Source organism: Arthrobacter sp. Hor0625, from assembly GCF_052567525.1.
Genome location: NZ_CP199586.1, coordinates 65,229 through 88,573, shown reverse-complemented (window position 1 = coordinate 88,573; position 23,345 = coordinate 65,229). Strand labels below are relative to the sequence as shown.

26 protein-coding genes are annotated in these 23,345 nt (G+C 70.3%); 21 read left to right on the top strand and 5 right to left on the bottom strand.

The window, feature by feature from the left end:
• Window positions 1–57 precede the first annotated feature (57 nt).
• The 7 genes from ACTWLI_RS00440 to ACTWLI_RS00410 are packed head-to-tail and all read left to right on the top strand — an operon-like array spanning window position 58 to window position 6,897.
• Window positions 58–822, top strand: a complete 765-nt coding sequence (locus tag ACTWLI_RS00440; protein WP_445154779.1) for an ABC transporter ATP-binding protein — start codon at window positions 58–60, stop codon at window positions 820–822.
• Window positions 819–1,598, top strand: coding sequence for an ABC transporter ATP-binding protein (locus ACTWLI_RS00435; protein WP_445154778.1), 780 nt, complete (start codon window positions 819–821; stop codon window positions 1,596–1,598). Before ACTWLI_RS00440 ends, ACTWLI_RS00435 begins: the two co-directional genes overlap by 4 nt.
• The gene (locus ACTWLI_RS00430) at window positions 1,595–2,470 is read left to right on the top strand and encodes a branched-chain amino acid ABC transporter permease (RefSeq protein ID WP_445154777.1); all 876 of its coding nucleotides are present in this window, start codon (window positions 1,595–1,597) and stop codon (window positions 2,468–2,470) included. The genes ACTWLI_RS00435 and ACTWLI_RS00430 overlap by 4 nt, the downstream gene beginning before the upstream one ends.
• The gene (locus ACTWLI_RS00425; protein WP_445154776.1) at window positions 2,467–3,681 is read left to right on the top strand and encodes a branched-chain amino acid ABC transporter permease; all 1,215 of its coding nucleotides are present in this window, start codon (window positions 2,467–2,469) and stop codon (window positions 3,679–3,681) included. The genes ACTWLI_RS00430 and ACTWLI_RS00425 overlap by 4 nt, the downstream gene beginning before the upstream one ends.
• Window positions 3,678–5,327, top strand: a complete 1,650-nt coding sequence (locus ACTWLI_RS00420) for a class I adenylate-forming enzyme family protein (RefSeq protein WP_445154775.1) — start codon at window positions 3,678–3,680, stop codon at window positions 5,325–5,327. Before ACTWLI_RS00425 ends, ACTWLI_RS00420 begins: the two co-directional genes overlap by 4 nt.
• A complete protein-coding gene (locus ACTWLI_RS00415; RefSeq protein WP_445154774.1) occupies window positions 5,324–5,995 on the top strand; it encodes a TetR/AcrR family transcriptional regulator in 672 nt (223 codons plus the stop codon). The genes ACTWLI_RS00420 and ACTWLI_RS00415 overlap by 4 nt, the downstream gene beginning before the upstream one ends.
• On the top strand, window positions 5,992–6,897 hold the full coding sequence (locus tag ACTWLI_RS00410; protein WP_445154773.1) for an alpha/beta hydrolase: 906 nt from the start codon (window positions 5,992–5,994) through the stop codon (window positions 6,895–6,897). Before ACTWLI_RS00415 ends, ACTWLI_RS00410 begins: the two co-directional genes overlap by 4 nt.
• Window positions 6,898–6,916: 19 nt before the next feature.
• Here the strand turns inward: ACTWLI_RS00410 and ACTWLI_RS00405 are convergent, their stop codons facing one another.
• The 3 genes from ACTWLI_RS00405 to moaA form a co-directional block, all read right to left on the bottom strand.
• The gene (locus ACTWLI_RS00405) at window positions 6,917–7,366 is read right to left on the bottom strand and encodes a universal stress protein (RefSeq protein WP_445154772.1); all 450 of its coding nucleotides are present in this window, start codon (window positions 7,364–7,366) and stop codon (window positions 6,917–6,919) included.
• A gap of 135 nt (window positions 7,367–7,501) precedes the next feature.
• Window positions 7,502–7,768: a MoaD/ThiS family protein gene (locus ACTWLI_RS00400; RefSeq protein WP_445154771.1), complete on the bottom strand. Its 267-nt coding sequence runs from the start codon at window positions 7,766–7,768 to the stop codon at window positions 7,502–7,504.
• Between the two features lie 7 nt (window positions 7,769–7,775).
• Complete coding sequence (gene moaA, locus ACTWLI_RS00395; protein ID WP_445154770.1) at window positions 7,776–8,906, bottom strand: GTP 3',8-cyclase MoaA; 1,131 nt, start codon at window positions 8,904–8,906, stop codon at window positions 7,776–7,778.
• A 119-nt stretch (window positions 8,907–9,025) separates the two neighbouring features.
• Between moaA and ACTWLI_RS00390 the strand changes: the two genes are divergently transcribed.
• The 6 genes from ACTWLI_RS00390 to ACTWLI_RS00365 are packed head-to-tail and all read left to right on the top strand — an operon-like array spanning window position 9,026 to window position 13,034.
• On the top strand, window positions 9,026–10,243 hold the full coding sequence (locus ACTWLI_RS00390) for a molybdopterin molybdotransferase MoeA (protein ID WP_445154769.1): 1,218 nt from the start codon (window positions 9,026–9,028) through the stop codon (window positions 10,241–10,243).
• Entirely contained in the window at window positions 10,231–10,755 is a 525-nt protein-coding gene (gene moaC / locus ACTWLI_RS00385; protein ID WP_445154768.1) for a cyclic pyranopterin monophosphate synthase MoaC, read from the top strand. The genes ACTWLI_RS00390 and moaC overlap by 13 nt, the downstream gene beginning before the upstream one ends.
• Before the next feature lie 5 nt (window positions 10,756–10,760).
• Window positions 10,761–11,273 (top strand): MogA/MoaB family molybdenum cofactor biosynthesis protein, encoded by a 513-nt coding sequence (locus ACTWLI_RS00380; protein WP_445154767.1) that lies wholly within the window; start codon window positions 10,761–10,763, stop codon window positions 11,271–11,273.
• The gene (locus ACTWLI_RS00375; protein ID WP_445154766.1) at window positions 11,263–11,742 is read left to right on the top strand and encodes a molybdenum cofactor biosynthesis protein MoaE; all 480 of its coding nucleotides are present in this window, start codon (window positions 11,263–11,265) and stop codon (window positions 11,740–11,742) included. Before ACTWLI_RS00380 ends, ACTWLI_RS00375 begins: the two co-directional genes overlap by 11 nt.
• Before the next feature lie 51 nt (window positions 11,743–11,793).
• Window positions 11,794–12,552, top strand: a complete 759-nt coding sequence (gene dapB, locus ACTWLI_RS00370; RefSeq protein ID WP_445154765.1) for a 4-hydroxy-tetrahydrodipicolinate reductase — start codon at window positions 11,794–11,796, stop codon at window positions 12,550–12,552.
• Entirely contained in the window at window positions 12,552–13,034 is a 483-nt protein-coding gene (locus tag ACTWLI_RS00365) for a hypothetical protein (protein WP_445154764.1), read from the top strand. Before dapB ends, ACTWLI_RS00365 begins: the two co-directional genes overlap by 1 nt.
• On the opposite strand, the gene ACTWLI_RS00360 is transcribed toward ACTWLI_RS00365, so the two are convergent.
• Window positions 13,031–14,257 carry a heparan-alpha-glucosaminide N-acetyltransferase domain-containing protein gene (locus tag ACTWLI_RS00360; protein ID WP_445154763.1) on the bottom strand — a complete coding sequence of 409 codons (1,227 nt, stop codon included), beginning with the start codon at window positions 14,255–14,257 and terminating at the stop codon, window positions 13,031–13,033. The two genes, ACTWLI_RS00365 and ACTWLI_RS00360, sit on opposite strands and share 4 nt — an antisense overlap.
• 159 nt (window positions 14,258–14,416) lie before the next feature.
• Between ACTWLI_RS00360 and ACTWLI_RS00355 the strand changes: the two genes are divergently transcribed.
• The 7 genes from ACTWLI_RS00355 to ACTWLI_RS00325 all read left to right on the top strand — a co-directional run bounded on the left by ACTWLI_RS00355 (window position 14,417) and on the right by ACTWLI_RS00325 (window position 22,377).
• Window positions 14,417–14,827 (top strand): hypothetical protein, encoded by a 411-nt coding sequence (locus ACTWLI_RS00355; RefSeq protein WP_445154762.1) that lies wholly within the window; start codon window positions 14,417–14,419, stop codon window positions 14,825–14,827.
• A 64-nt stretch (window positions 14,828–14,891) separates the two neighbouring features.
• Entirely contained in the window at window positions 14,892–15,800 is a 909-nt protein-coding gene (dapA, locus tag ACTWLI_RS00350; protein ID WP_445154761.1) for a 4-hydroxy-tetrahydrodipicolinate synthase, read from the top strand.
• Between the two features lie 57 nt (window positions 15,801–15,857).
• Window positions 15,858–17,546 carry a ribonuclease J gene (locus ACTWLI_RS00345; protein ID WP_445154760.1) on the top strand — a complete coding sequence of 563 codons (1,689 nt, stop codon included), beginning with the start codon at window positions 15,858–15,860 and terminating at the stop codon, window positions 17,544–17,546.
• Window positions 17,547–17,697: 151 nt separating this feature from the next.
• A complete protein-coding gene (locus tag ACTWLI_RS00340) occupies window positions 17,698–20,610 on the top strand; it encodes a DNA translocase FtsK (protein ID WP_445154759.1) in 2,913 nt (970 codons plus the stop codon).
• 9 nt (window positions 20,611–20,619) lie between these two features.
• Window positions 20,620–21,258 carry a CDP-diacylglycerol--glycerol-3-phosphate 3-phosphatidyltransferase gene (pgsA, locus tag ACTWLI_RS00335; RefSeq protein WP_445154758.1) on the top strand — a complete coding sequence of 213 codons (639 nt, stop codon included), beginning with the start codon at window positions 20,620–20,622 and terminating at the stop codon, window positions 21,256–21,258.
• Window positions 21,255–21,785 (top strand): CinA family protein, encoded by a 531-nt coding sequence (locus ACTWLI_RS00330; protein ID WP_445154757.1) that lies wholly within the window; start codon window positions 21,255–21,257, stop codon window positions 21,783–21,785. Before pgsA ends, ACTWLI_RS00330 begins: the two co-directional genes overlap by 4 nt.
• 139 nt (window positions 21,786–21,924) lie before the next feature.
• Window positions 21,925–22,377 (top strand): helix-turn-helix domain-containing protein, encoded by a 453-nt coding sequence (locus ACTWLI_RS00325; RefSeq protein WP_056740626.1) that lies wholly within the window; start codon window positions 21,925–21,927, stop codon window positions 22,375–22,377.
• Between the two features lie 96 nt (window positions 22,378–22,473).
• Here the strand turns inward: ACTWLI_RS00325 and ACTWLI_RS00320 are convergent, their stop codons facing one another.
• Complete coding sequence (locus ACTWLI_RS00320; RefSeq protein WP_445154756.1) at window positions 22,474–22,995, bottom strand: MarR family winged helix-turn-helix transcriptional regulator; 522 nt, start codon at window positions 22,993–22,995, stop codon at window positions 22,474–22,476.
• 41 nt (window positions 22,996–23,036) lie between these two features.
• Here ACTWLI_RS00320 and ACTWLI_RS00315 point away from each other — a divergent pair, with 41 nt between their 5' ends.
• The gene (locus ACTWLI_RS00315; protein ID WP_056740635.1) at window positions 23,037–23,255 is read left to right on the top strand and encodes a DUF3046 domain-containing protein; all 219 of its coding nucleotides are present in this window, start codon (window positions 23,037–23,039) and stop codon (window positions 23,253–23,255) included.
• Window positions 23,256–23,345 lie beyond the last annotated feature (90 nt).

The window sequence follows — 23,345 nt, the reverse complement described above, 5'->3', positions numbered from 1 at the left end:
GCCCCTGAAAAGGGGCCGGTCCCTGCCCTCGAACGAGCCCGACCACAAAGGACCCGTATGAAAACCCCAGCCCTGCCCGCCCTCGCGGTGGACGGCCTCGGCCTGCAGATCGGCGGTGCGCGCATCCTCCAGGATGTCAGCCTCACCGTCGGCGCCGGCGAAATGATCGGCGTCATCGGCCCGAACGGTGCCGGTAAGACGACCCTGTTCAACCTGATATCCGGCGTGCTGCGCCCCACCCGGGGCAGCATCACGCTCAACGGCAGGGAGATCACGGCAGCGCCCATCCACCGCCGGGCCCGGGCAGGGCTGGGCCGGACCTTCCAGACCTCGAACCTCTTTCCACGGCTCAGCGTCCTGGAAAACGTCCGGCTCGCGGCCCAGGCAAAGCTGGGCGGCAGCTTCAACATCCTGCGCTTCCCCTCGGCCTCGGACGAAGCCACCCGGATCGCCCTGGGAACCATCGACGAGGTGGGACTGACGGGTCAGCTGACGACGGCGGCGGGAGACTTGTCGCACGGCGAGAAACGCAAGGTGGAAATCGCCGTGCTGCTGGCGACCGATCCCGCCGTCGTCCTGCTCGACGAGCCGATGGCCGGGGTGGCGTCGGGGGACGTCCCGTCCCTCGCCGCGATCATCCGAGGAATGCACCGGGACCGCGGCTGCACCGTCCTGATGGTGGAGCACCACATGGACGTCGTGCTGGGCCTCGTCGACCGGGTGGCCGTGATGCACCACGGGAGCCTGCTCGCGCTCGACAGCCCCGACGCCGTGATGGCCGACCCCACCGTGCAAAACGCCTATCTGGGAGAACCCGTATGAGCACCACCGCCGGACCCGGCGCTGTCGAACCGATCCTCAAGGTCACCGGCCTCAGCGCCAGGATTGCTGCCCAGCAGGTCGTCGAGGATGTGTCCTTCACCGTGCCGGCGACCGGCATCACGGCCCTGCTGGGCCGCAACGGCGTCGGCAAAACCAGCACCATCAAAGCGATCCTCGGCCTGATCGACCGCACCGGTGCCGTGGAACTCGACGGCGAACGGATCGAGAAGGAGGCCACGTTCCGGATCGTCCGCAGCGGTGTGGGCTACGTGCCGGAGGACCGCGAAGTCTTCTCCAAGCTCACCGTCGCGGAAAACCTCCGGCTCGCCGAACGCGACGCCGCACCCCGCCGCCAGCTCGTCGAAGAACTCTTCCCCGACCTGCTGGCCCGCGCCGGCCAGATGGCCGGGACGCTCTCCGGCGGCCAGCAGCAGATGGTTTCCCTGGCCCGCGCCCTGCTGAACACCAATAAGATCCTGCTGGTCGACGAACCCACCAAGGGCCTCGCGCCCAAGATCGTCGGCGAGGTCGCGGACACCCTGGCCGAGGCTGCCCGGACCGTCCCGATCCTGCTGGTCGAACAAAACCTGCACGTGGTCCGCCAGCTCGCCGGGGACGCCGTCGTGCTCTCCGGCGGCCGCGTGGTCCACACCGGCCCTGCCCTCGACTTCCTCGACGACGCCGGGCTGATCCAACGGCACCTGGGTGTCTCCACCGACGCGGCACCGTCCGCGGAACCGGCGGGCGACCCGGCCGGGAAAGGCGCTGCCCTGTGAGTACCGTCATCCTGCTCCTGTTCACCGGCCTTGGCCTCGGGGCGCTTTACTTCCTCGTGGCGGCCGGACTGTCCCTGATCTACGGGCTGATGGGTGTGCTGAACTTTGCGCATGGAGCCTTCCTGACCCTGGGCGCCTTCACCGGCTGGGAGATCGCCCGCCGCGCCGGCTCTGATAACTGGGGCATCTTCCTGGTCTCCCTGCTCATCGGCGCGGCCGCCGGTGCGGCGTTCGCCGCCTTCACCGAGTTCGTCCTGATCCGCCGGCTCTACCAGCGGCACATCGAGCAGGTGCTCGTCACCCTGGGCCTGTCGCTCGCAGCCGTGGCCTTGTTCGACGGCATCTGGGGCACCGACCCGGTCTTCATCCAGGGGCCCGCGTGGTTCAAGGACACCACCGAGATCCTCGGCGCCCGGATCCCTAACGACCGGTTCGTGTGCATCCTCGCCGCGGTGCTCGTCCTGCTCGCCCTGGTCTTCTTCCTGAAGAAAACCCGCTACGGGATGATTATCCGCGCCGGCGTCGAAAACCGTTCCATGGTCACGGCACTCGGGATCGACGTCCGCAAGGCCTTCACCCTGGTCTTCACCATCGGCGGGGCTGCCGCCGGCCTCGGCGGCGTGCTCGCCTCGCACTACTTCGGCTACGTCTCGCCGATGCTCGGCGGTTCGCTGCTGATCTTCGCCTTCATCGTCACGGTGATCGGCGGCCTCGGCTCGCTGACCGGTGCGGCCATCGCCGCCGTCGCCGTTGCCGTCCTGCAGCAATTTGCGAACTTCTACCTCGGCGGCACCGGCGACTTCGTCGTCGTGCTGGCCCTGGCGCTCGTGCTGCTGTTCCGCCCCACCGGCCTGCTCGGGAGGACCGCATGACCACCGATACCGAAACCAACAGCACGGACCGGCCCGCGGCCGGCGACGGCCCCCGGACGGGGGAGCGCCGGACCCGCAACAGCCAGCCGGCCCGGAACGGCGCCCCCGGCGCCGGCCGTCCCCGCATCACCGGCCGCCGCCTCGGCGCCTGGGCCGCGGGACTGGCCGGCGTGCTGCTGCTGGTCCTGCTCCCGCTGCTGAACATCTCGCTGCCCGGTGTGCTGCCCGGCCCCAGCTACACGCCGGGGTCCCTGCAGCTGCTGGCCATGTGCATGCTGATGGCGGCCGCAGCCCTGACCTATCACCTGCTGCTGGGCGTAGCGGGGCTGCTGTCCTTCGGGCACGCCCTCTACTTCGGCGCCGGAGTCTACGGGCTGGCGATCATCCTGCAGAACCTGGAGATCCCGCTGCTGCCGGCCATGGGCCTGACGCTGCTGATCGTCATCGTGCTGGCCCACGTGGTCGGCAGCATCAGCCTGCGCGTCAGCGGCATCCCGTTCGCCATGGTCACGCTGGCCTTCGCCCAGGCCGGCTCGGTGATCGTGGGCCGCAACCCCGAGGGCCAAACCGGCGGCGACGAGGGCCTCACGCTGCGTACAGACAACCTGCCGGACTTCCTGGTCGGCGTGGTCAACACCCGCAACCTGTACTGGCTGGCGCTGGCAGTGCTGGTGGCGGTGTTCATCATCGTTACCTGGGTGCAGTCCTCACGTGCGGGCCACGCCGCGGCCGCCGTGCGGGAGAACGAACTGCGCGTCCGCGTGCTGGGCCTGCAGCCATACCTGGTCAAACTCCTGATCTTCGTGCTCTCCGCGACGCTCGTCGGCGTGATCGGCATGGTCTTCCTGTTGCTGCAAAGCGGCGCGGTGCCCCGGGCCATCTCCTCGGACCTGACCATCACGCTGCTGGTGATGGTGGTCCTGGGCGGCGTCGGTTCGCGCTGGGGAGCGGTGATCGGCGGGGTGTTCTACACGATCCTCGACCAGCGGCTGACCACGCTCGCCAATTCCGACGCGGTCAAGGCCCTGCCGGACATCCTGCGTGTACCGTTGTCCGAACCCCTGTTCATCCTCGGTACGCTCTTCATCCTGGTCGTGCTCTTCCTGCCCGGAGGCCTCGCCGGAACCGCCGAGCGGCTAGCGCAGCGGCGCCGCGGCCCGCGTCCCGGGGGCGCCGAAACACCACGCGAGATCCTGGAGGACGCTGCATGAGCGGCATAACCGCCCCGCAGGCCGCCGACGGCCTGCACACGCTGGGCCGCTGGACTACCGACCGCAGCCTCGCCACCCCCAACCGGGTGGCCATCGACGATCGGGGCTGCACCCTGCTCTACAGCGAACTGGAGCGCCGCGCTACGGCGCTGGCCGGCCGGTTCCGGGCCGCCGGCTACCGGATCGGGGACCGGGTCGCGACCCTGACGGGCAACAGCTCCGACCATGTGGTGGCGTTCTTCGCCTGCGCCAAGGCCGGGCTGGTCCTGGTCCCGCTGTCCTGGCGGCTGTCGGCCCAGGAACTCGCGGCCCAGCTGGAACTCGCCGAACCACAGCTGCTGCTGGTCGAGGGCGAACTCGACGCCCGCGCCGCCGCGGCCTGCGGCCTGCTCGCGCACCGGCCGCGGACCGCCGCGCTCGGTCCCGGCGGCGTCGAAAGGGCGGTGCCGCCGCCCAGCCGCGTCCTGCCGGCAACGCTGGACGACGACGCCGGTCTGCACCGGGGAGTGCAGGACGACGATGCCCTGCTGATGATCTTCACCTCCGGCACCGAGGGCGCCAGCAAGGCCGCCGTGCTGACCCACGCCAACTGTTTCTGGACCAATCTCTCGCTCTCGCGCACCATGGACCTCGGCAGCAGCGACGTGGTCCTGGCGGTGCTGCCGCAGTTCCACGTCGGCGGCTGGAACATCCAGCCGCTGCTGGCCTGGTGGACCGGTGCCACCGTGGTGCTCGAGCGCGGGTTCGAGCCCGGCAGGGTGCTGCAGCTGATCGCCGAACGCGGCGTGACCCTGCTGATGGGCGTTCCCACCCAGTACCTCATGCTCGCCGAACACCCCGACTTCGCCCGCGCCGAACTCGGCAGCCTGCGCCACGCCGTCGTGGGCGGCGCGCCCATGCCGGCGCCGCTGCTGCGGATCTGGCACCGCAGGGGAGTGGCGCTGAGCCAGGGCTACGGCTTGACCGAGGCCTCACCGAACGTGCTCTGCCTGCCGAACGAGGATGCCGAGCGGATGGTCGGCTACTCCGGCAAACCGTACCCGCACGTCGCCGTCGCCGTGGCCGACCCGGTCACCGGGGAGATCCTCGACGGCGCCGCCAGCGGCGAGCTGCTCGTCGGCGGCCCCGGGGTCTTCTCCGGGTACTTCCGCGACCCGGCCGCCACGGCGGCGGTCCTGGCCGGCGGCTGGCTGCACACCGGCGACCTGGTCGAACGCGACGCCGATGGGTACATCAAGGTGGTGGACCGGCTCAAGGACATTTACATTTCCGGCGGCGAAAACGTCGCCCCGTCCGAGGTTGAGGCGGCCCTGCTGGCCCACCCCGCCGTGGCGCAGGCGGCAGTCGTCGGCGTGGACGACGAACTCTGGGGCGAAAGCGGCATCGCCTTCGTTGTGATCCGCCCCGGAATGGCCACGGACGAACAGGAGCTCCTGGAGCACTGCGCCGGCCAGCTGGCCCGCTTCAAGGTGCCGCGGCGGGTCGAGATGGTCTCCGCACTGCCCCGCACCGCGCTGAACAAGGTGCTCCGGGCCAGGCTCCGCCAGGAGTTGGCCGGCCGCCCCGCGGCCGGCCGCCCCGCGGCCAGCGACGCTACCGCCGCCGGCGACGCGGCGGCCGCGCCCGCGGCAGGAGGCAGGGCATGAGCGCCGTACCGCGCACCGCCCGGGGCACCCGCACGCGGGCCAAGCTGCTTGAGGCCGCGGAGTCGGTCTTCGCCTCGGTCGGCTACCACGAGGCCTCCATCGTCAAGATCACCGAGGCCGCCGGCGTCGGACTCGGCACGTTCTACCTGTACTTCGAGGGAAAGCAAGCCATCTTCGACGAGGTGGTCGAGGACCTGAACCGGCGCGTCCGGCACGCCATGACCGACGCCGCCCGCGGCACCGGCACCCGGCTTGAGGCCGAACGGGCCGGCTTCCGGGCCTTCTTCCGCTTCACCGCCCAGCACCCGGCGCTGTACCGCATCATCCGCCAGGCGGAGTTTGTCTCGCCCGGCGCGCTCCGGCTGCACTACACCCGGATCGTCAACGGCTACATTGAGGGCCTCACCGCGGCCCAGCTCAGCGGGGAAGTCCGCCAGATGGACCCGACCGTGGCGGCCTGGGCACTGATGGGAATCGGTGAACTGATCGGCATGCGCTGGGTCCTCTGGGACGAGGAAGGCGCCGAACCGGCCGCCGGAGCCCGGCCCGACGTACCCGAGGAAGTCTTCGACGAGATGATGCAGTTCATCGAACGCGCCCTTGCCCCCGGTTCCGCAACGGACCCCGCCGCCCACCCCACCCCGCCCCAGGAAGGGACACAGCCATGACGCAGACCACGAACCAGGACACCTATCGCACCGTCGACGTGGCGGTACGCGGCGGCACGCTGCACACCGCGCTCTGGGGCCCGGAGGATCCGGACGCCCCCACGATCCTCGCCGTGCACGGCGTGACCGCCTCGCACAAGGCCTGGGCGCCCGTGGCGGCCGCGCTTCCCGAAGTGCGGATCATTGCGCCCGACCTGCGCGGCCGGGGCCGCAGCAACTCCCTGCCCGGCCCCTACGGGATGCCCTCGCACGCCGAGGACCTCGCCGCTGTCCTCGCCGAACTGGCTCCTGGCCCGGTCGTCGTCGTGGGGCATTCCATGGGCGGCTTCGCCTCGCTCGTGCTCGCCAACCGGTTTCCGGAGCGCGTCCGCTCGCTTGTCCTGGTCGACGGCGGACTGCCGTTGCAGGTGCCGGAAGGGCTCTCGGACGAAGAAATCATTTCCTCGGTGCTCGGGCCTGCCGCGCAGCGCCTGAACGCCACGTTCCCCAGCCGGGAGGTCTACCGGTCCTTCTGGCGGCAGCACCCGGCCTTCAGCGCCGACTGGAGTCCGTTCGTGGACGCCTACGTGGACTACGACCTGACCGGCGAGGAGCCGGAGCTTCGGCCCGCAACGCGGTACGAGGCGATGGCCGAGGACACCGCGGACCTGCACCGGGGCGCCTCCCTGTTGAAGGCCCTGGACGAGCTCGCCGTCGATGCCGTGGTCCTGCGGGCGCCGCGGGGCCTGCTCAACGAACCGACCGCCCTCTACGCACCCGGCTACCTGGAGGGCTGGGCGGAGAAGCTGCCCGGCCTGCGGGTCCGCGAGGTGCCGGATGTCAACCACTACACGATTGTCATGGGCGACGCCGGCGCCGCGGCGGTGGCGGTCAGCGTGCGCGAGGCCCTCGCGGGCAGCTAAAACCCGCGGGCGGTCCCGCCTAGGCCGGTCCTTCGCGGGCGGGCGGTTCCCGGAACACCAGGACGGGACAGTGCGCATGGTGGACCGTCTGGCTGGAGACCGAACCGAGCAGGAGGCCCGCGAAACCGCCGTGTCCCCGGGAGCCCACGGCCACGAGGTCGGCACCGCGGGAGGCCTCGACCAGGACCGCGCCGGGGTTGCCCTGGACCACGCGGCCGTCGACGGGCACGGTGGCGCCGCGGACCCTGTCGAGTTCCTCATCCAGGATCACCTGGGCGTCCGACCGGAAGATCTCGTAATCCCAGCTCTGGCCGAGTGCGTCGGAGACGTAGGGGTAGTGCCACGCCGTCAGCGCCAGGACGTTGCCGTGCCGGAGCGCGGCCTCCTCCACGGCCCAGTCCATCGCCGCCCGCGACTGCGTGGACCCGTCCACGCCGACCACGATCGTGAAGGGTGCATCTGCGGCCATGGCGATCCTTACGTCGGCGGGCGCCCCGGGAGCGGGGGGCAGCTCCCCATGGTGCTACGCCGGGACCCGGTGCCGCGAGTGCCATTGGACCCGCCTGCTTCGGACCCCGCGGGGGAGTGCGCTTCGGTGCCGTTCCTAGCCGCCGGCGAACGGCGGGAGCACGTCGACGACGTCGTCGGGGCCCAGCGCCGCCGTGGGCGTGCGGACAGCGACTTCGTTGAGCAGGAAGCTGGAGCGGGCCAGGATCCGTTCCAGCGTCGGGGTGCCCGCCGGCGGCTCGGGGCGCTCGACGGCGAGGACCGCCTCGATCAGCTCGGCCAGCGTCGCGCCGCCGGCCAGGTCGAATTTTTCCTCGTCCCGGCCGGCGGCGGCGCGCGCGGCGGCGAAGTAACGTACGTGCACGGGTGGGTCAGCCTCCGATGGCGCTCATGCTGCGGTCCGGCTGGACGAAGTCCGGTGCGTCCAGTCCGACGTGGTCCATGCCGTGGGCCTTGGGTTTGAGCCACATGGCGTCCTGCCAGCGTTCGGCGAGCTGCTCGTCGGTGGCGCCGCTGCGCAGTAGGCCCAGCAGGTCCGTCTCCTCGCGGGAGAACAGGCAGCTCATGATCTTGCCCTCGGCCGTGATGCGGGTGCGCCGGCAGTCGGCGCAGAACGGCTCGGTCACCGAGGCGATGATCCCCACGGTCCCGAGCACCGGGCCGGTGGCCTGGTCCGTTCCGGGCACCCGGGCACGGACCTCGAAGCGTTCGGCCGGGGCGCCGTCGCGCTCCCGGGGGTCGGCGCTGAGCACGTAGTCCGCGGAGAGCAGCTCCCGGATCTCGGCGGCCGTGATCATGTTCCGCCGCGTCCAGCCGTGGTCGGCGTCCAGGGGCATCTGTTCGATGAACCGCAGTTCATACCCGCGCTCCAGCGCCCACGCCAGCAGGGCCGGCGACTCGGCGTCGTTGATCCCGCGCATCAGCACCGCGTTGAGCTTCACGGGTCCCAGCCCGGCGGCCCAGGCGGCGTCGACACCGGCCAGCACACGGTCGAGGAACGGCCGGCGGGTCAGCTTGGCGAAGGTCTCCTGGTGCAGGGAGTCCAGTGAGACGTTGATCCGGGTGAGCCCGGCGGCCTTCAGTCCGGCCGCCTTCTTGTCCAGCCCGACGGCGTTGGTGGTCATCGAGATGGGAAGGTCGGGGTGCTCTGAGCGTAGGGCGGAAATGATGTCCAGCAGGTCGGCCCGGACCAGCGGCTCCCCGCCGGTGAGCCGCAGTTCGCGCACGCCCAGCAGGCTGACGCCGACCCGGACGATCCGGACAATCTCCTCCGCGCTCATCACGGCCTGCTTGGCCAGCCACTCCAGGCCCTCGGCCGGCATGCAGTAGGTGCACCGCAGGTTGCATTTGTCCGTCAGGGACAGCCTCATGTCCGTGGCCGTGCGGCCGTACCGGTCAACGAGTCCTGCGGGCATTCCGGCGGGCCGGCCGGCGGGCGCCGGGAGGTCCGGGCCGGGGCCGCCGGCGGAGCGGGGCTGGGGCATGCCAAGCTGAACACTCATATTGTCAGGCTACGCCACTGCGGGCCGGGCATCACGCCCCGCGAGGGAAGATTCGGCGCCCGCCGCCCGGTTACAGTAAACCTGACGTCCCCGCCCGCCGAGCCGAAGGCCAGGAACCCATGCACCGCACCGCACACAGGACCGTGACCGTCGAAGCGCACCGGGCCAAGGTGCGTGCGCTGCTGGCCCCGCTGGCGGGGCGGGTCGAGGCGGTGCCGCTCCGGGATGCCCTGGGCCGCGGGCTGGCCGCCGACGTCGTAGCCCCGCTTGACCTTCCGCCGTTCGCCAACTCGCAGATGGACGGTTTCGCGGTCCGCAGCGCGGACCTTCCCGACGGCGGCGCCGAACTGCGCGTCGCCGCCCCCGTCCCGGCAGGGGCCGAACCCGCACCCCTCGTCCCTGGCAGCGCCGCGCCGATCATGACCGGTGCGATGATCCCGGCCGGAGCCGACGCCGTCGTCCCCATTGAGCAGGCGCTCCCGGACGCCTTCCCGGCACCGGGCGCGGATGCGACCGTCCGGTTGCCCGGCACGCCGGCCGGAACCTACGTCCGCGAGGCCGGCAGCGACATCGCCGCCGGAGCGACGGCCCTTGCCGCCGGGACCTTCCTGGGCCCCGGGCAGCTCGGCCTGCTCGCGGCCCTGGGCCTCACCGAGGTCCCCGTGCACGCAGCGCCCAGGGTGCTGCTGGTCACCACCGGGGACGAAGTCGTGGAGCCGGGCAGCCCGCTGGAACCCGGCAGGATCTACGACGCCAACGGCACCCTGCTCGAAGCCTCCCTGCGCCAGGCCGGCCTGGCCGTCACCCGCACCGGCATCTCCGCCGACAACCCCGACGAGCTGGCGGAACTGCTGCACCGGCACGCGCCGGACGTGGACCTGGTGATCACCACCGGCGGAGTCAGCAAGGGCGCCTACGAGGTGGTGCGGCAGGCACTGGCGGACCACGACGTCGAATTCGGGCCGGTCGCGATGCAGCCGGGCGGCCCGCAGGGACTGGGCAGCTTCGAGGGCACACCGGTCCTTGCCTTCCCCGGGAACCCGGTCAGCTGCCTGGTTTCCTTCGAGATGTTCCTCCGGCCCGGGCTTGCCGGGCTCCTCGGGGCGCCGGCGCCCCGGCCCGTGGTGCGGGCACGCCTGGCTGCGGCCCTGACCTCGCCGGAGGCCAAGCACCAGGTCCGTCGCGGCAGCCTCGGTCCGGACGGCACCGTCAGCCTGATCGGCGGCGCGGGCTCCCACCTGGTGCACGCGCTTGCCCGCTCCAACGTCCTGGTCCAGGTCCCGGCGGGAACGGCGGCGCTCGCCGAGGGTGACGAGGTGGAAGTATGGATACTGTGAGCGAAACAGAGAACCCCACCCCGAAGGGTCCAGCCAACCCGGACCAGGCTGTCCTGACCCATTTGCGGCAGGACGGCACCGCCCAGATGGTCGACGTGTCCAATAAGGCCGAGACCACGCGGGAGGCCACCGCCACCGCCACGGTCAACAGCACCGCCGAGGTCCTGGCCCTGCTCGGCGCGGGCGAGCTGCCCAAGGGCGACGCGCTGGCGGTCGCCCGCGTTGCCGGCATCCTGGCCGCTAAAAAGACCCCGGACCTGATTCCGCTGTGCCACCCGCTGCCGCTGACCAAGGTCACCGTGGATTTCGAGCTCGACGCCGAGTCGGTCACGGTGTTTGCCACGGTCAAGACCCGCGGGGTGACCGGCGTGGAGATGGAAGCGCTGACCGCGGTGTCCGTCGCGGCCCTGAGCGTGTACGACATGATCAAGGCCGTGGATAAGCACGCGGTCCTGACCGACATCAAGGTGCTGGCCAAGAGCGGCGGCAAGAGCGGGGACTGGACACTGTGACCGGCATGAACCAGCCCGACCCGCACCGCCACGGCGAGGCCACCGGCCGCAAGGCGGGCATCGTGATCGCCTCCACCCGCGCCGCCGCCGGCGTCTACGAGGACCTCACCGGCCCGGTCATTGCCGACTGGCTGACCGAGCACGGCTTCGAGCCGTTTCCCGCGATGGTCGTGCCCGACGGCGAGCCCGTCGGGGCCGCCCTGCGCGCGCTGCTGACCCAGCACCCCGCCGTCATCATCACCAGCGGCGGCACCGGACTGAGCCCCACCGACGCGACACCGGAACAGACCCTGCCGCTGCTGGACCGGGAAATCCCCGGCATCATGGAGGGCCTGCGCAGCGCGGGCACCGCCAAGACCCCGACGGCCATGCTCAGCCGCGGCCACGCCGGGGCCGCCGGCAGCACCTTCATCGTCAACCTCCCGGGGTCCCCGAAGGGTGTCATGGACGGCCTCAGCGTCCTGGACCCGGTTATCGGACACCTCTGCGACCAGCTGGAAGGCAGCCATGGACACTGAACAGGGCAGCGAATCCGCCTTTGAAATCGTGCACGCCGTGCTCAGCGCCGAACCCATCTCGGTGGACCAGGCCATCGCGGCGGTCGAATCTGACACGGCCGGCGCCGTCGTCAGCTTCAGCGGGGTGGTCCGCAACCACGACGGCGGCAAGCCGGTCCAGCGGCTCAGCTACAGTGCGCACCCCACCGCGCACCAGGTGATGACCGACGTCGTCGCGCAGCTCGTCGCCGAGCAGGCCCCCGCCGGGACGGACGGGCCGGCCCAGCCGGTGAAGATCTGGGCCGCGCACCGGACCGGCATGCTGGAGATCGGCGATCCCGCCCTGGTCTGCGCCGTCTCGGCCGCGCACCGCGGCCAGGCCTTCGCGGTCTGCTCCGAGCTCGTGGACCGGATCAAGGCGCAGGTTCCGATCTGGAAGGAACAATTCTTCACCGACGGAACCGTCGAGTGGGTCGGGGCGGGGGAGTAACGCCGCCGTCCGGTTCCGGCCGGGGCCCTGCCCGGCGGTAGGGTTGATGCCATGACCGAACAACTCGCCGTCGCCGTCCTGGGCGCCACCGGGCGCATGGGCGCCGAGGCCGTCAAGGCCGTGGAGGCCGCCGAAGACCTGAAGCTCGTCGCCGCCCTGGGCCGCAGCGATTCCCTCGACACCCTGGTGGACTCCGGAGCCCGGATCGTGGTGGACCTGACGGTGCCCGAGAGCACCGAGGCGAACGTCCGGTTCGCCGTCGAGCACGGCATGCACGCCGTCGTCGGCACCACCGGCTGGGACGCCGAACGGCTGGAGCGGCTGGAGGCCCTCCTCGCCGGCCGGCCCGGCACCGGCGTCCTGATCGCCCCTAACTTCGCCCTCGGCTCGGTCCTGGCCTCCGCCTTCGCCGCCAAGGCCGCCCGCTACTTTGAATCGGTCGAAATCATCGAGCTGCACCACCCGGACAAGGTGGACGCCCCCTCCGGCACAGCCGTGCGCACCGCCCAGCTGATCGCCGCCGAGCGTGCGGACGCCGGCGTCGCGGCCAGCCCGGACGCCACCACGAGCGAACGCCCCGGCGCGCGGGGCTGCGAGGTCGACGGCGTCCGCGTCCACAGCGTCCGGCTGCGCGGACTCGTGGCCCACCAGGAAGTCCTCCTCGGCGGTACGGGGGAGCAGCTAACCTTCCGCCACGACTCCTTCGACCGGGCCTCCTTCATGCCCGGAGTGCTGCTGGGCGTGCGCAACGTCGCGGCCCACCCGGGCCTGACCGTGGGCCTGGACGGCTACCTGGACCTCGGCCTCTGATGGCGGACGTCCTGGCGGTCCTGAAGGCCAACCGCACCAAGATCTGGGTCGGCGCGGTGACGCTCCTGCTGGTCTTTTACCTGGTGGTGTCCCTGCAGCGCTCGGTGCTGCTGCTGGGGGACCCGAATCCGGTGGCGAAGGCCCTTGGACTGGCGTACCTGGTGCTGCCGGTGGTCGGGGCTTGGGCGCTGGTTCGGGAGCTGCTCTTCGGCGCCCGGACCGAGCAACTGGCAAAGATCCTGGAAGCCGAGGGCGGCCTGCCGGAGGACACCCTGCCGCGCACCCCGGCCGGCCGGATCATCCGCGAGGCCGCGGACCGGGAATTCGTGAAATACCAGGCAGAGACCGAGGCCGCGCCGGAGGACTGGCGCTCGTGGTTCCGGCTCAGCTGCGCGTACGACGCCGCCGGTGACCGCAAGCGCGCCCGTGCCGCCATGCGCGACGCCGTCCGGCTGTTCCGGACAGGCTCCCGCGGGGCCTAACGAGCGGGCCGGCCGCGGCCGAGCTGGTTCGCCCCGTGCCCCAGCCACTCCAGGGGCCCGCGCCACGACAGCCGGGCGAAGACGCTGCCAAGCGCCAGCGCGGCCAGCACCTGGGCCCAAAACACGCCCTCCGCGGTCCAGCCGGCCGGCAGCGGGCTGCCGTGCAGGGACGCCATGATCCACACATGCGCGGTGTAGAGGCTCAACGTCATCGCGCCCGCGCCGCGCAACGGCAGCAACAGGTCCAGCTGCAGCCAGTCGGCGAGCCGGCCCAGCAGCAGGCACAAGCCCACGACGGCAGCCGCGACCCCCGAGGTGTGCAAAAGGTCAAGGGTGGTCCCGGAGTGCGGCGCGCTGGAGGCCAGCCACCAGGGTGAACCGGACTGCTCCACGCCCGCAAGATTCACCTGCAGCAGGCCGGCCAGGGGGTAGTCGCTGCCGAGCTGCGCCTGCAGGGCCGCGCGGCCGCCCCAGTCCTCCATGAACACGGTGCCGAGCCGCTTCGCCGCCACTGCCACCGCGGTGCCGGCCGCCAGCAGCAGGAACGGCATGATCCTCGACGCCAGGGCCAGACGGCCGATGCCGAGGCCGACCAGCAGGTAGGCCAGCCATTGCAGCACCGGGTAGTAGCCGGTGAGGAAGACGTCGCCGAGCAGCCGGGCCGGGGTGGCCAGGTCCTCCCAGCCGGGGTTATGGCCGAGCCGCAGCGGCGGTTCGGCCGCCAGCAGCCAGGGCCGCAGGAGGTAGGCCAGGACAGGTGAGGCGAGGATCCAGGCCGCGGCCAGGGCCCACAGGCGCTTGATGTCCATACCCAGGAAAGGCAGCACACAGAGGAACAGCACTGCGTAGTGGACCAGGATCACGGCGATGTTGACCTCCAGCCCGCCCAGGGAAAGCCCGACGGCGGCGACCACGAGCGCCCGGAGCGCCACGCCGCGGCGGGCCGCCCACAGCGGCCGGCCCTCCAGCGGGCGCTCCCTGCCCGTTGAGAGGGCCAGGCCGATTCCCGCGAGGACTGCGAACAGGGCGGCGGCGCGGCCGGAGAATGCCAATCCGACCCAGGTCGGGGTCAGCTGCGCGTCGGCTTCGAAGGTGGGGAGCACATGGGTGGCCATCATGCCCAGCAGCGCCAGGCCGCGCGCGGCGTCGATACCGGTCAGCCGCGGGGCCGCCGCCGTGGTCCTGGCGGTCCTCGAAGTTGTAGCCGTGCCGCGGGAAGTCATCGTCTGATCGTCTCACGGGCGGGGCCGGGGATGGCCGCGCGGGGACGTTCGGGACGCGGCCCGCGGACACCGCCCAGCAGTCCCCGGAGCCGGCGCGGTCCGGGCGCCGCCGGGCCAGCAGCCCTTGTATTCGAATATATGTTCGAATACGATGGCGATATGAACCACGCATCAGGGGCCAGTTCCGCCGGGGCCAACGCCTCCAACGCTTCAGGGCCCAACGCCTCCGGCGTCCTCAAGGCCATGAGCCCTGGAGTCGTCGACTTCCTTTTCCGGCAGCTGGTGGCGGGGGAGCCGCCCGAGGACGCCCACTGGCACCGCGAGGGAACCGTCCTGGCCGAGCAGGCCCCCGGGGCCGAGCTGGCGCGGCGGCTCGCGGAAACGGACCTGGAAGCGCTGACCCCGACTGAACTGTTCGACTACGTCCGCGCTGCGCAGCGCCTGGCAGGCTGGGCCGAGGCTCTCCGGGTGGAGGCGGTGGGCCGTTACTGCGCCGCGCCCGCCCCGAGTCCGGCCCCGCGTCCGGCGCCGCTTCCCGGGCCCGGAAAGGCCGGAGCGGAGGAGGGTTGACTTTGACGTGCATCACGCCGCCGCCATTGTCCTAACCGGCGGGGGACAGGGTAACGTTTTTCCCATGGCTGACTCTGATATTCGCTCTTACACGTTCGGAACCCTTGTGACCGCCATGGTCACTCCGTTCACCACCGACGGTGAGGTCGACTACAAGCAGTCCGCAGAGCTGGCCGTGAAGCTCGTTGACGACGGCAATGATGCCCTCGTTATCTCCGGCACCACCGGGGAAACCTCCACGCTGGAGGATGACGAAAAGGAAAAGCTGTTCCGCGTCATCGTTGAGGCGGTCGGGGACCGGGCCAAGGTCATCGCCGGTACCGGAACCAACCACACGTCGCACTCGATCGAGATGGCTAAGCGGGCCGCCAAGGCCGGCGCCCACGGCCAGCTCATCGTCACCCCGTACTACAACAAGCCGAGCCAGGCCGGCATCCAGGCGCACATCGAAGCCGTTAGCGACGCCGCGGACCTGCCGGTCATGGTGTACGACATCCCGGGCCGCGCCGGTGTGCCGATCCTGCCGGAAACCATGATCCGGCTCGCCGAGCACCCTCGGATCGTCGCCCTCAAGGACGCCAAGGCTGACTTCGCGGCCGTTACCCGGGTGATGGCCAATACCGACCTGGACGTCTACTCCGGCGACGACGGACTGACCCTGCCGTGGATGGCGGCCGGAGCCGTGGGGCTGGTCAGCGTCTCGGCCCACGTGGCCACGAAGCAGTACCGTGCGATGATTGATGCCGCACTTGCGGGCGATTTCGCCACCGCCCGCACCATACATTTCGAACTGGACCCCGTGGTCCGCGCAGTGATGACCCATATCCAGGGTGCCGTCGCTGCAAAACAGGTTCTTAAGTGGCAGGGAATCCTGTCCAACTCGGTTGTCCGTTTGCCCCTCGTGGAGCCGGGCGAAGCCGAGATCGAAACAATCCGCGAGGACTTGGCGGAAGCAGGACTCGTCTTCTCCTGATCCGGCCCTGCCTGATTGCCGAGGACGCCTCCTGCCCCGCCTGGAAAGTAGTGCACTATGACCCAAACCGCCCTGCCCGGCCTTGTCACGCCGCCGAAGCTGCCTAGGAACACCCTGCGGATCGTTCCGCTCGGCGGCCTCGGCGAGATCGGCCGCAACATGACCGTTTTCGAAATCGACGGCAAGCTGCTCGTTGTCGACTGCGGCGTCCTCTTCCCGGAGGAAACCCAGCCCGGTGTCGACCTGATCCTGCCGGACTTCTCCTACATCGAGAACCGCGTCGACGACATCGTCGCCGTGATCCTCACCCACGGCCACGAGGACCACATCGGCGCCGTTCCCTACCTGCTGCGCCTGCGCAACGACATTCCCATCGTCGGCTCCCAGCTGACGCTGGCGCTGATCGAAGCGAAGCTCCAGGAACACCGGATCCGGCCGAACACCCAGGTCGTGACCGAAGGCCAGATCCAGAAGCTCGGCCCCTTCGAATGCGAGTTCGTGGCCGTCAACCACTCGATCCCGGACGCCCTCGCGGTCTTCCTGCGCACCGCCGGCGGCACCGTGCTGCACACCGGCGACTTCAAGATGGACCAGTTGCCCCTCGACGGCCGGATCACCGACCTGCGCCACTTCGCCAAGCTCGGCGAGGAAGGCGTGGACCTGTTCATGTCCGACTCCACGAACGCGGACGTTCCCGGCTTCACCACCGCGGAAAAGGAAATCGGTCCCACCCTGGACCGGCTCTTCGGCCAGGCATCCAAGCGGATCATCGTGGCCTCGTTCTCCTCGCACGTCCACCGTGTCCAGCAGGTCCTCGACGCCGCCGCCAACCACAACCGCAAGGTCGCCTTTGTCGGCCGCTCCATGGTGCGCAACATGGCCATCGCGGCGAAGCTCGGCTACCTTGAGGTCCCCGCCGGCATCCTCGTGGACATCAAGAACATCGACAACCTGCCGGACAACCGTGTGGTCCTGATGTCCACCGGCTCCCAGGGCGAGCCGATGGCCGCGCTGTCCCGCATGGCCAACGGGGACCACCGCGTCGTCGTCGGCCAGGGCGACACCGTGATCCTCGCCTCCAGCCTGATCCCGGGCAACGAGAACGCCGTCTTCCGCATCATCAACGGGCTGCTCAAGCTCGGTGCCGACGTCATCCACAAGGGCAACGCCAAGGTCCACGTCTCCGGCCACGCGGCCGCGGGCGAGCTCCTGTACTGCTACAACATCCTTGAACCGCTCAACGCCATGCCGGTGCACGGCGAGACGCGCCACCTGATCGCCAACGGCAAGATCGCCCTCGAATCCGGCGTTCCGGAGGAAAGCATCCTGCTGGCCGACAACGGCACCGTGATCGACCTCCGCGACCACCAGGCCGACATCGTCGGCCAGGTCGAGGTGGGCTTCGTCTACGTGGACGGCTCCAGCGTCGGTGAAGTCACCGAAGCGGACCTCAAGGACCGCCAGACCCTTGGCGACGAGGGCTTCATTTCGATCGTCACCGTCATCCACCGCGCCACGGGCAAGGTCGTCTCCGGCCCGGAAATCCACGCCCGCGGTGTGGCCGAGGATGATTCGGTCTTCGACGAAATCATCCCGAAGATCAACGCCGCCCTCGAGGAAGCCGTCCAGAACCGCGACCACACGACCCAGCAGCTGCAGCAGGTCGTCCGCCGCGTTATCGGGACCTGGGTCAACCGCAAGCTGCGCCGCAAGCCCATGATCATCCCGGTGGTCCTGGAAGCGTAGTCCCGGCAGCACAGCACCACACCTTCGGCCTCCCCGGCCGGCCCCCGCCACCGTGCGGCGGCCCGCGGGGGAGGCCGACGGCGTTCCAACATGGTCCCGCCCGGCCCGGAAATCCGGGGAAACCGGGTGCCCGTCGGGTACCGTAGCGGGTATGGCGACTCGCACTTCCTCCGCGCCTAGGGGTAGCTCCAGCGGCAGTTCACGCGGCACCTCCAGCGGCAAATCCGGCAGTTCCCAGGCCCGGGGTTCCGGCGCGGCCGCATCCAAATCCAGCCGCCCACAGGGGACCGCCAGGACCCGCCAGTTGGCCGCCGTCGAACCGCGCCAGCCCTGGCTGGTGCGGATCGTGGCCGGTGCCTGGCTGGGCGTGGGCCACGTGGTCGGCGCCGGCGTCCGGCGCATCGGCTCCGACGTCAGCGACCTCGACCCGGCGGAACGCCGCGACGGCGCCGCCCTGTTCAACCTCGCCCTCGGCGTCTTCATCGCCACGTTCGCGTGGTGGGGCTTCCAGGGCTGGTTCCCGGACCTGGTTTACAGCATCGTCAACGGCACGTTCGGCTGGATGTCGCTGCTGCTGCCGCTGATGCTCTTCGTCTGCGCGTTCCGGCTGTTCCGCCAGCCGGTCGACGGCCGCGGCAACAACCGGATCGGCATCGGCTTCCTCATCATGGCCTTCGCCGGCTCCGGTCTGGCCCACATCATCGGCGGCCAGCCCACGGTGGTTGACGGTTTCGACGGTCTCCGCCGGGCAGGCGGCATGCTCGGCTACCTCGCCGCCGCGCCGCTGGCCACCATCCACCCGGCCGTCCCGGTGGCCTTCTACTCCCTGCTTGCCTTCACCTCGCTGCTGATCGTCACCGCCACGCCCTTCGGCGCAATCCCCTCCCGGCTGCGCAGCGGCTACGAGCACCTGATGGGCATCGACCTGCAGGAGCAGGGGGAGTACGACGCCCACGACCGCAGCTACCTCTATGAGAACGACGCCCCCGCGCCCAAGAAGAAGCGCAAACGCCTCTTCGGCAAGGACGACGACGGCGACGCCCGGCTGGAGGGCTACGTCGGGGACGAGGCGTTCGAACACGCCGTCGTCGACGACGAGGACGAACCCGCCGCCGCATCCGGCAAGGGATCCCGCAAGGGGCCCGACGTCGCGCCCGGCGTGCGGCGGCCCACCCAGGCCGAAATCGCGGTCGAAAAGATCAAGGCCGCCCAGGGCCTGGGCGCGGCGGCCGGCACCGGGGGAGACAACGCTACGGAGGCGATCCCGCTGGTCACGCCCGGCATGGCCGCTGCCGGCTCCGTGGCCGCGGCAGCCCCGAAGGTCCCGTCGAACCCAGTCGCGCCGGCACCGCTGCCCACCCCGATCCCGCAGCGCACCGAGCAGCTCTCCCTTGCCGGCGACGTCACCTACACGCTGCCGGCATCGGACTTCCTGACCCCCGGCTCCATTCCCAAGGAGCGCACCGAGGCCAACGACGCCGTCGTTGCCGCCCTGACCGACACCTTGCAGCAGTTCAACGTGGACGCCACGGTGACCGGCTTCAGCCGCGGTCCCACGGTCACCCGCTACGAGATCGAGCTCTCGCCCGGCACCAAGGTCGAACGCGTCACCGCCCTGTCCAAGAACATTTCCTACGCCGTGGCGAGCTCTGATGTGCGGATCCTGAGCCCCATTCCGGGCAAGTCCGCGATCGGTATCGAGATCCCCAACACGGACCGTGAGACCGTCTCGCTCGGCGACGTGCTGCGCAGCCAGAACGCCCGCCGCACCGACCACCCCATGGTGATGGGTGTCGGCAAGGACGTCGAAGGCGGCTACGTCGTCGCGAACCTCGCCAAGATGCCGCACCTGCTGGTGGCCGGCGCCACCGGCGCCGGTAAGTCCTCGTTCGTGAACTCCATGATCACCTCGATCCTGATGCGCGCCACCCCGGATGAGGTCCGCATGGTCATGGTGGACCCCAAACGCGTGGAACTGACCGCCTACGAGGGCGTCCCGCACCTGATCACCCCGATCATCACCAACCCCAAGAAGGCCGCCGAGGCCCTGCAGTGGGTGGTCCGGGAAATGGACGCCCGCTACGACGACCTCGCCAATTACGGGTTCAAGCACATCGACGACTTCAACAAGGCCGTCCGGGCCGGGAAGGTCCACCCGCCGGAGGGCTCCAAGCGCGTCATCCGCCCGTACCCGTACCTGCTGGTGATCGTGGACGAACTCGCCGACCTCATGATGGTCGCCCCTCGCGACGTCGAAGACTCGATCGTGCGCATCACCCAGCTGGCCCGCGCCGCCGGCATCCACCTGGTGCTCGCCACCCAGCGGCCTTCCGTCGACGTCGTCACCGGCCTGATCAAGGCCAACGTCCCGTCCCGGATGGCCTTCGCCACCTCCTCCGTCACCGACTCCCGCGTGGTCCTGGACCAGCCCGGAGCCGAGAAGCTGATCGGCCAGGGCGACGCGCTCTTCCTGCCGATGGGCGCGTCCAAGGCCATGCGTGTGCAGGGCGCCTGGGTCACCGAATCCGAGATCCACAAGGTCGTCGAGCACGTCAAGGGCCAGCTGAAGGCCGTCTACCGCGACGATGTTGCCCCCGAGACGCAGAAGAAGCAGATCGACGACGACATCGGAGACGACCTCGAGGTCCTGCTGCAGGCCACCGAACTCGTGGTCACCACGCAGTTCGGCTCCACCTCGATGCTGCAGCGCAAGCTCCGCGTTGGCTTCGCCAAGGCCGGCCGCCTGATGGACCTGCTGGAATCCAGGGGAGTGGTGGGACCCTCGGAAGGCTCCAAGGCCCGCGACGTCCTGGTCAAGCCCGACGACCTCGCGGCCGTGCTGGCCGCCATGAAGGGCCAGGACGGCCCGGCCCCGGGCGACTCGCAGACCGCCGCCCTCAGCGACAACGCCAACGCCAACATCGCCCAGGGCGGCTACGCCGAAGACCTGGTCGCCGCCGACCTGGACAACCGCACCCAGAGCGTCGACTACTACGACGGAGCCGACGGGCCCGGCGACGACGACGAGGGTTCCGAGGACGCCTGGTCCCTCACCGGACGGTAGCCTAGGAGGGTGACGAGCGCCGAAACCAACGCCGGGTCCGCCCCGCGGATCTGGAACCTGCCGAACATCCTCACGATGCTGCGGATCGCGCTGGTCCCCTTCTTCGTGTGGTTCCTCATCCTTGACGCCCCCGGGCTGCAGGCGGGCAACGGCGTCTGGCGCTGGGCCGCCGTCGTCGCCTTCGCGGTGGCTATCTACACGGACAAACTCGACGGCGACATCGCCCGCAGCCGCGGCCTGGTCACGGACTTCGGCAAGATCGCTGACCCCATTGCGGACAAACTCCTGATCGGTTCCGCCCTGGTCATGCTCTCCCTCCTGGGCGAGCTGCCCTGGTGGGTCACGGCCCTGATCCTGGTCCGCGAATGGGGTGTGACGGCGCTGCGCTTCTTCGTCATCCGCTACGGCGTCATTCCGGCCTCCCGCGGCGGAAAGCTCAAGACCGTGGTTCAGACCGTCGCGATCTTCCTGTACGTCATGCCGCTCGCGGCCATTGCACCCTGGCTCGGCTTCGTGGCCTTCGCCGTCATGATGGCGGCCCTGGCGATCACCGTCTGGACCGGCGCCGAATACACCGTCGAGGCCCTGAAGCTGCGGGCCAGCGGGATCCGGGCCCGGAAGCAGCAGTTGAACGAGGGCGCCCCGTGAACCACCCGGAGCCCGACGCCCGGCCGGGCGCCCACCCCAACCTGCACCGCCTTGCCGCGCAGGCGGTCGGCGAGGCGGTCGCGCGCGGCCTGACGGTCGCCACGGCCGAGTCCCTGACCGCGGGAATGGTCGGCGCCGTGCTGGCCGACACTCCCGGCGCCTCCGCGATGCTGCAGGGCGGCGTCATCTCCTACGCCAATTCGGTCAAGGCGGACCTCCTCGGCGTCCCGCGCGAGCTTCTCGACGCCGTCGGATCGGTCGACGGGAAGGTCGCCGCCGCGATGGCGGCCGGTGCGCGCACCGCCTGCGGGGCCGACGTCGGCGTCGCCACCACCGGAGTGGCGGGACCCGAACCGCACGACGGCAAGGACGTGGGCACCGTGTTCATCGGGCTCGCCACCGCGGACGGCGCCACCTCCTACGCCTACCACTTCGACGGCAGCCGCCAGGAGATCCGGGCGGCGGCCTGCGGCGCCGCCCTCGAACGCCTGCTCACCGCCCTGTCCCCGGGAAGCTACCGCGGGTAAAGTTGCCGGGAACAAAAGTTCCACCCGAATAGTTGTTACATTGTGTCGCCCCGGAAGAAGGGTGGCGCCTAGGATGAAAGCATTACAGCGTTCGCGGCCCAACCGCGGACCAGACCAACGAGGGAGCAAGGCGATACAGATGGTAAAGCAGCCCGTATCCGTAAACGGCGTTGTCCGCTGGAAGGATGTGGGCCTCGCCGATCAGGCACAGAGCGAACAGAAGGAGCGCAAGATGGTTGTACTTCGTCACGAAATCGGTGATGTCCTGCGCGATGTCCGCCAGCGCCAAGGCCGTACCCTCCGCGAAGTCTCGCACAGTGCCCGGGTCTCCCTGGGCTACCTGAGTGAAGTGGAGCGCGGCCAGAAGGAAGCCTCCTCGGAGCTGCTGTCCTCGATCTGCTCGGCCCTCGATGTCCCGCTGTCTAGCATGCTGCGCGAAGTCAGCGACCGCGTCGCCGTGGCCGAAGGTGTTGCCGTTCCGGACACCGTGCCGCAGGAATTCGCCCAGCGCTACGGCCGTGACCTGGACCGTGAGCTCAACACCGAGCTGAACGACGAGCTGGCCACCGGCCTGCTCTCCGGGGCCCGCTAGGCCCCGTACCCCCAAACGATAGAAGGTCCCCGGCGGTGTGCCGGGGACCTTCGTTGTTTCTGCATCGGCGGTTTTGCGCCGGGCGGTCCGGCGGTCCTACAGGCCGTCGTCGCGCGGGAAACCGTCACGCTCGTAGCTGGCGTTGAGCTTGGCCATGTAGCCGGCAAACGCTTCCAGCTCGGCGGCCGGCCACTCGGCCAACCGCTCGCGGAAGACCTCGCGCCGGGCGTCCTGGACCAGGTGCATCTGCTCCTCGCCCCGCGGCGTCAGGCTGATCGCCTGGGCGCGGCCGTCCAGCGGATCGGCCTGCTTGGAAACCAGGCCGAGGCCCTCAAGGAAGGCGACCTGCCGGCTGACCGAGGGCTTGCCGACGCCGATGCAGGAGGCCAGCTCGGTCAACCGGATCGGGCCCCGGGCCCGGAGCACCGACAGCAGGCCGTAGGCGGCCGGTTCCATCTCGGGGTGGACCTGCCGGGAGAGCTGCTGGGACATCGAGCGCGCCCGCCGCCACAGCAGGCTGAGCTGGCGTTCGACGTCGGCGACCGCCTGCTCCGCGGAGTCCCCGCCGGTCCCGGAAGTGCGCGCCGGATCGGGGTCAGCGCCGTGTGGGTTGCTCATAGCAACCATTCTAGGGTCCGGGCCCGTGAGAGACTTTACGGGTGAGGATCAGCGACTTCTGGCGGCTTATGGATGACGAGTTCGGCGCGGGGTACTCCCGTGTCCTGAGCAGTTCCCTTGTGCTGGCCGGCGTCGGCGGCAGAACCGCGGACCAGGCCCTCAGCGCGGGCGTGCCGCCCAAGCAGGTCTGGCTGGCCCTGTGCGACGTACAGGACGTTCCCGCCGAGCGGCGGCTGGGCCGGGACGTCAAGCCGCGCTGACGGCCCCGCCCGTGGCGGGGCAGGGACTGCGGCAGGCCGGACACGCCGCGGGATTGTTCGAATATCTGTTCGGGTCCGGCTATGCTTTTT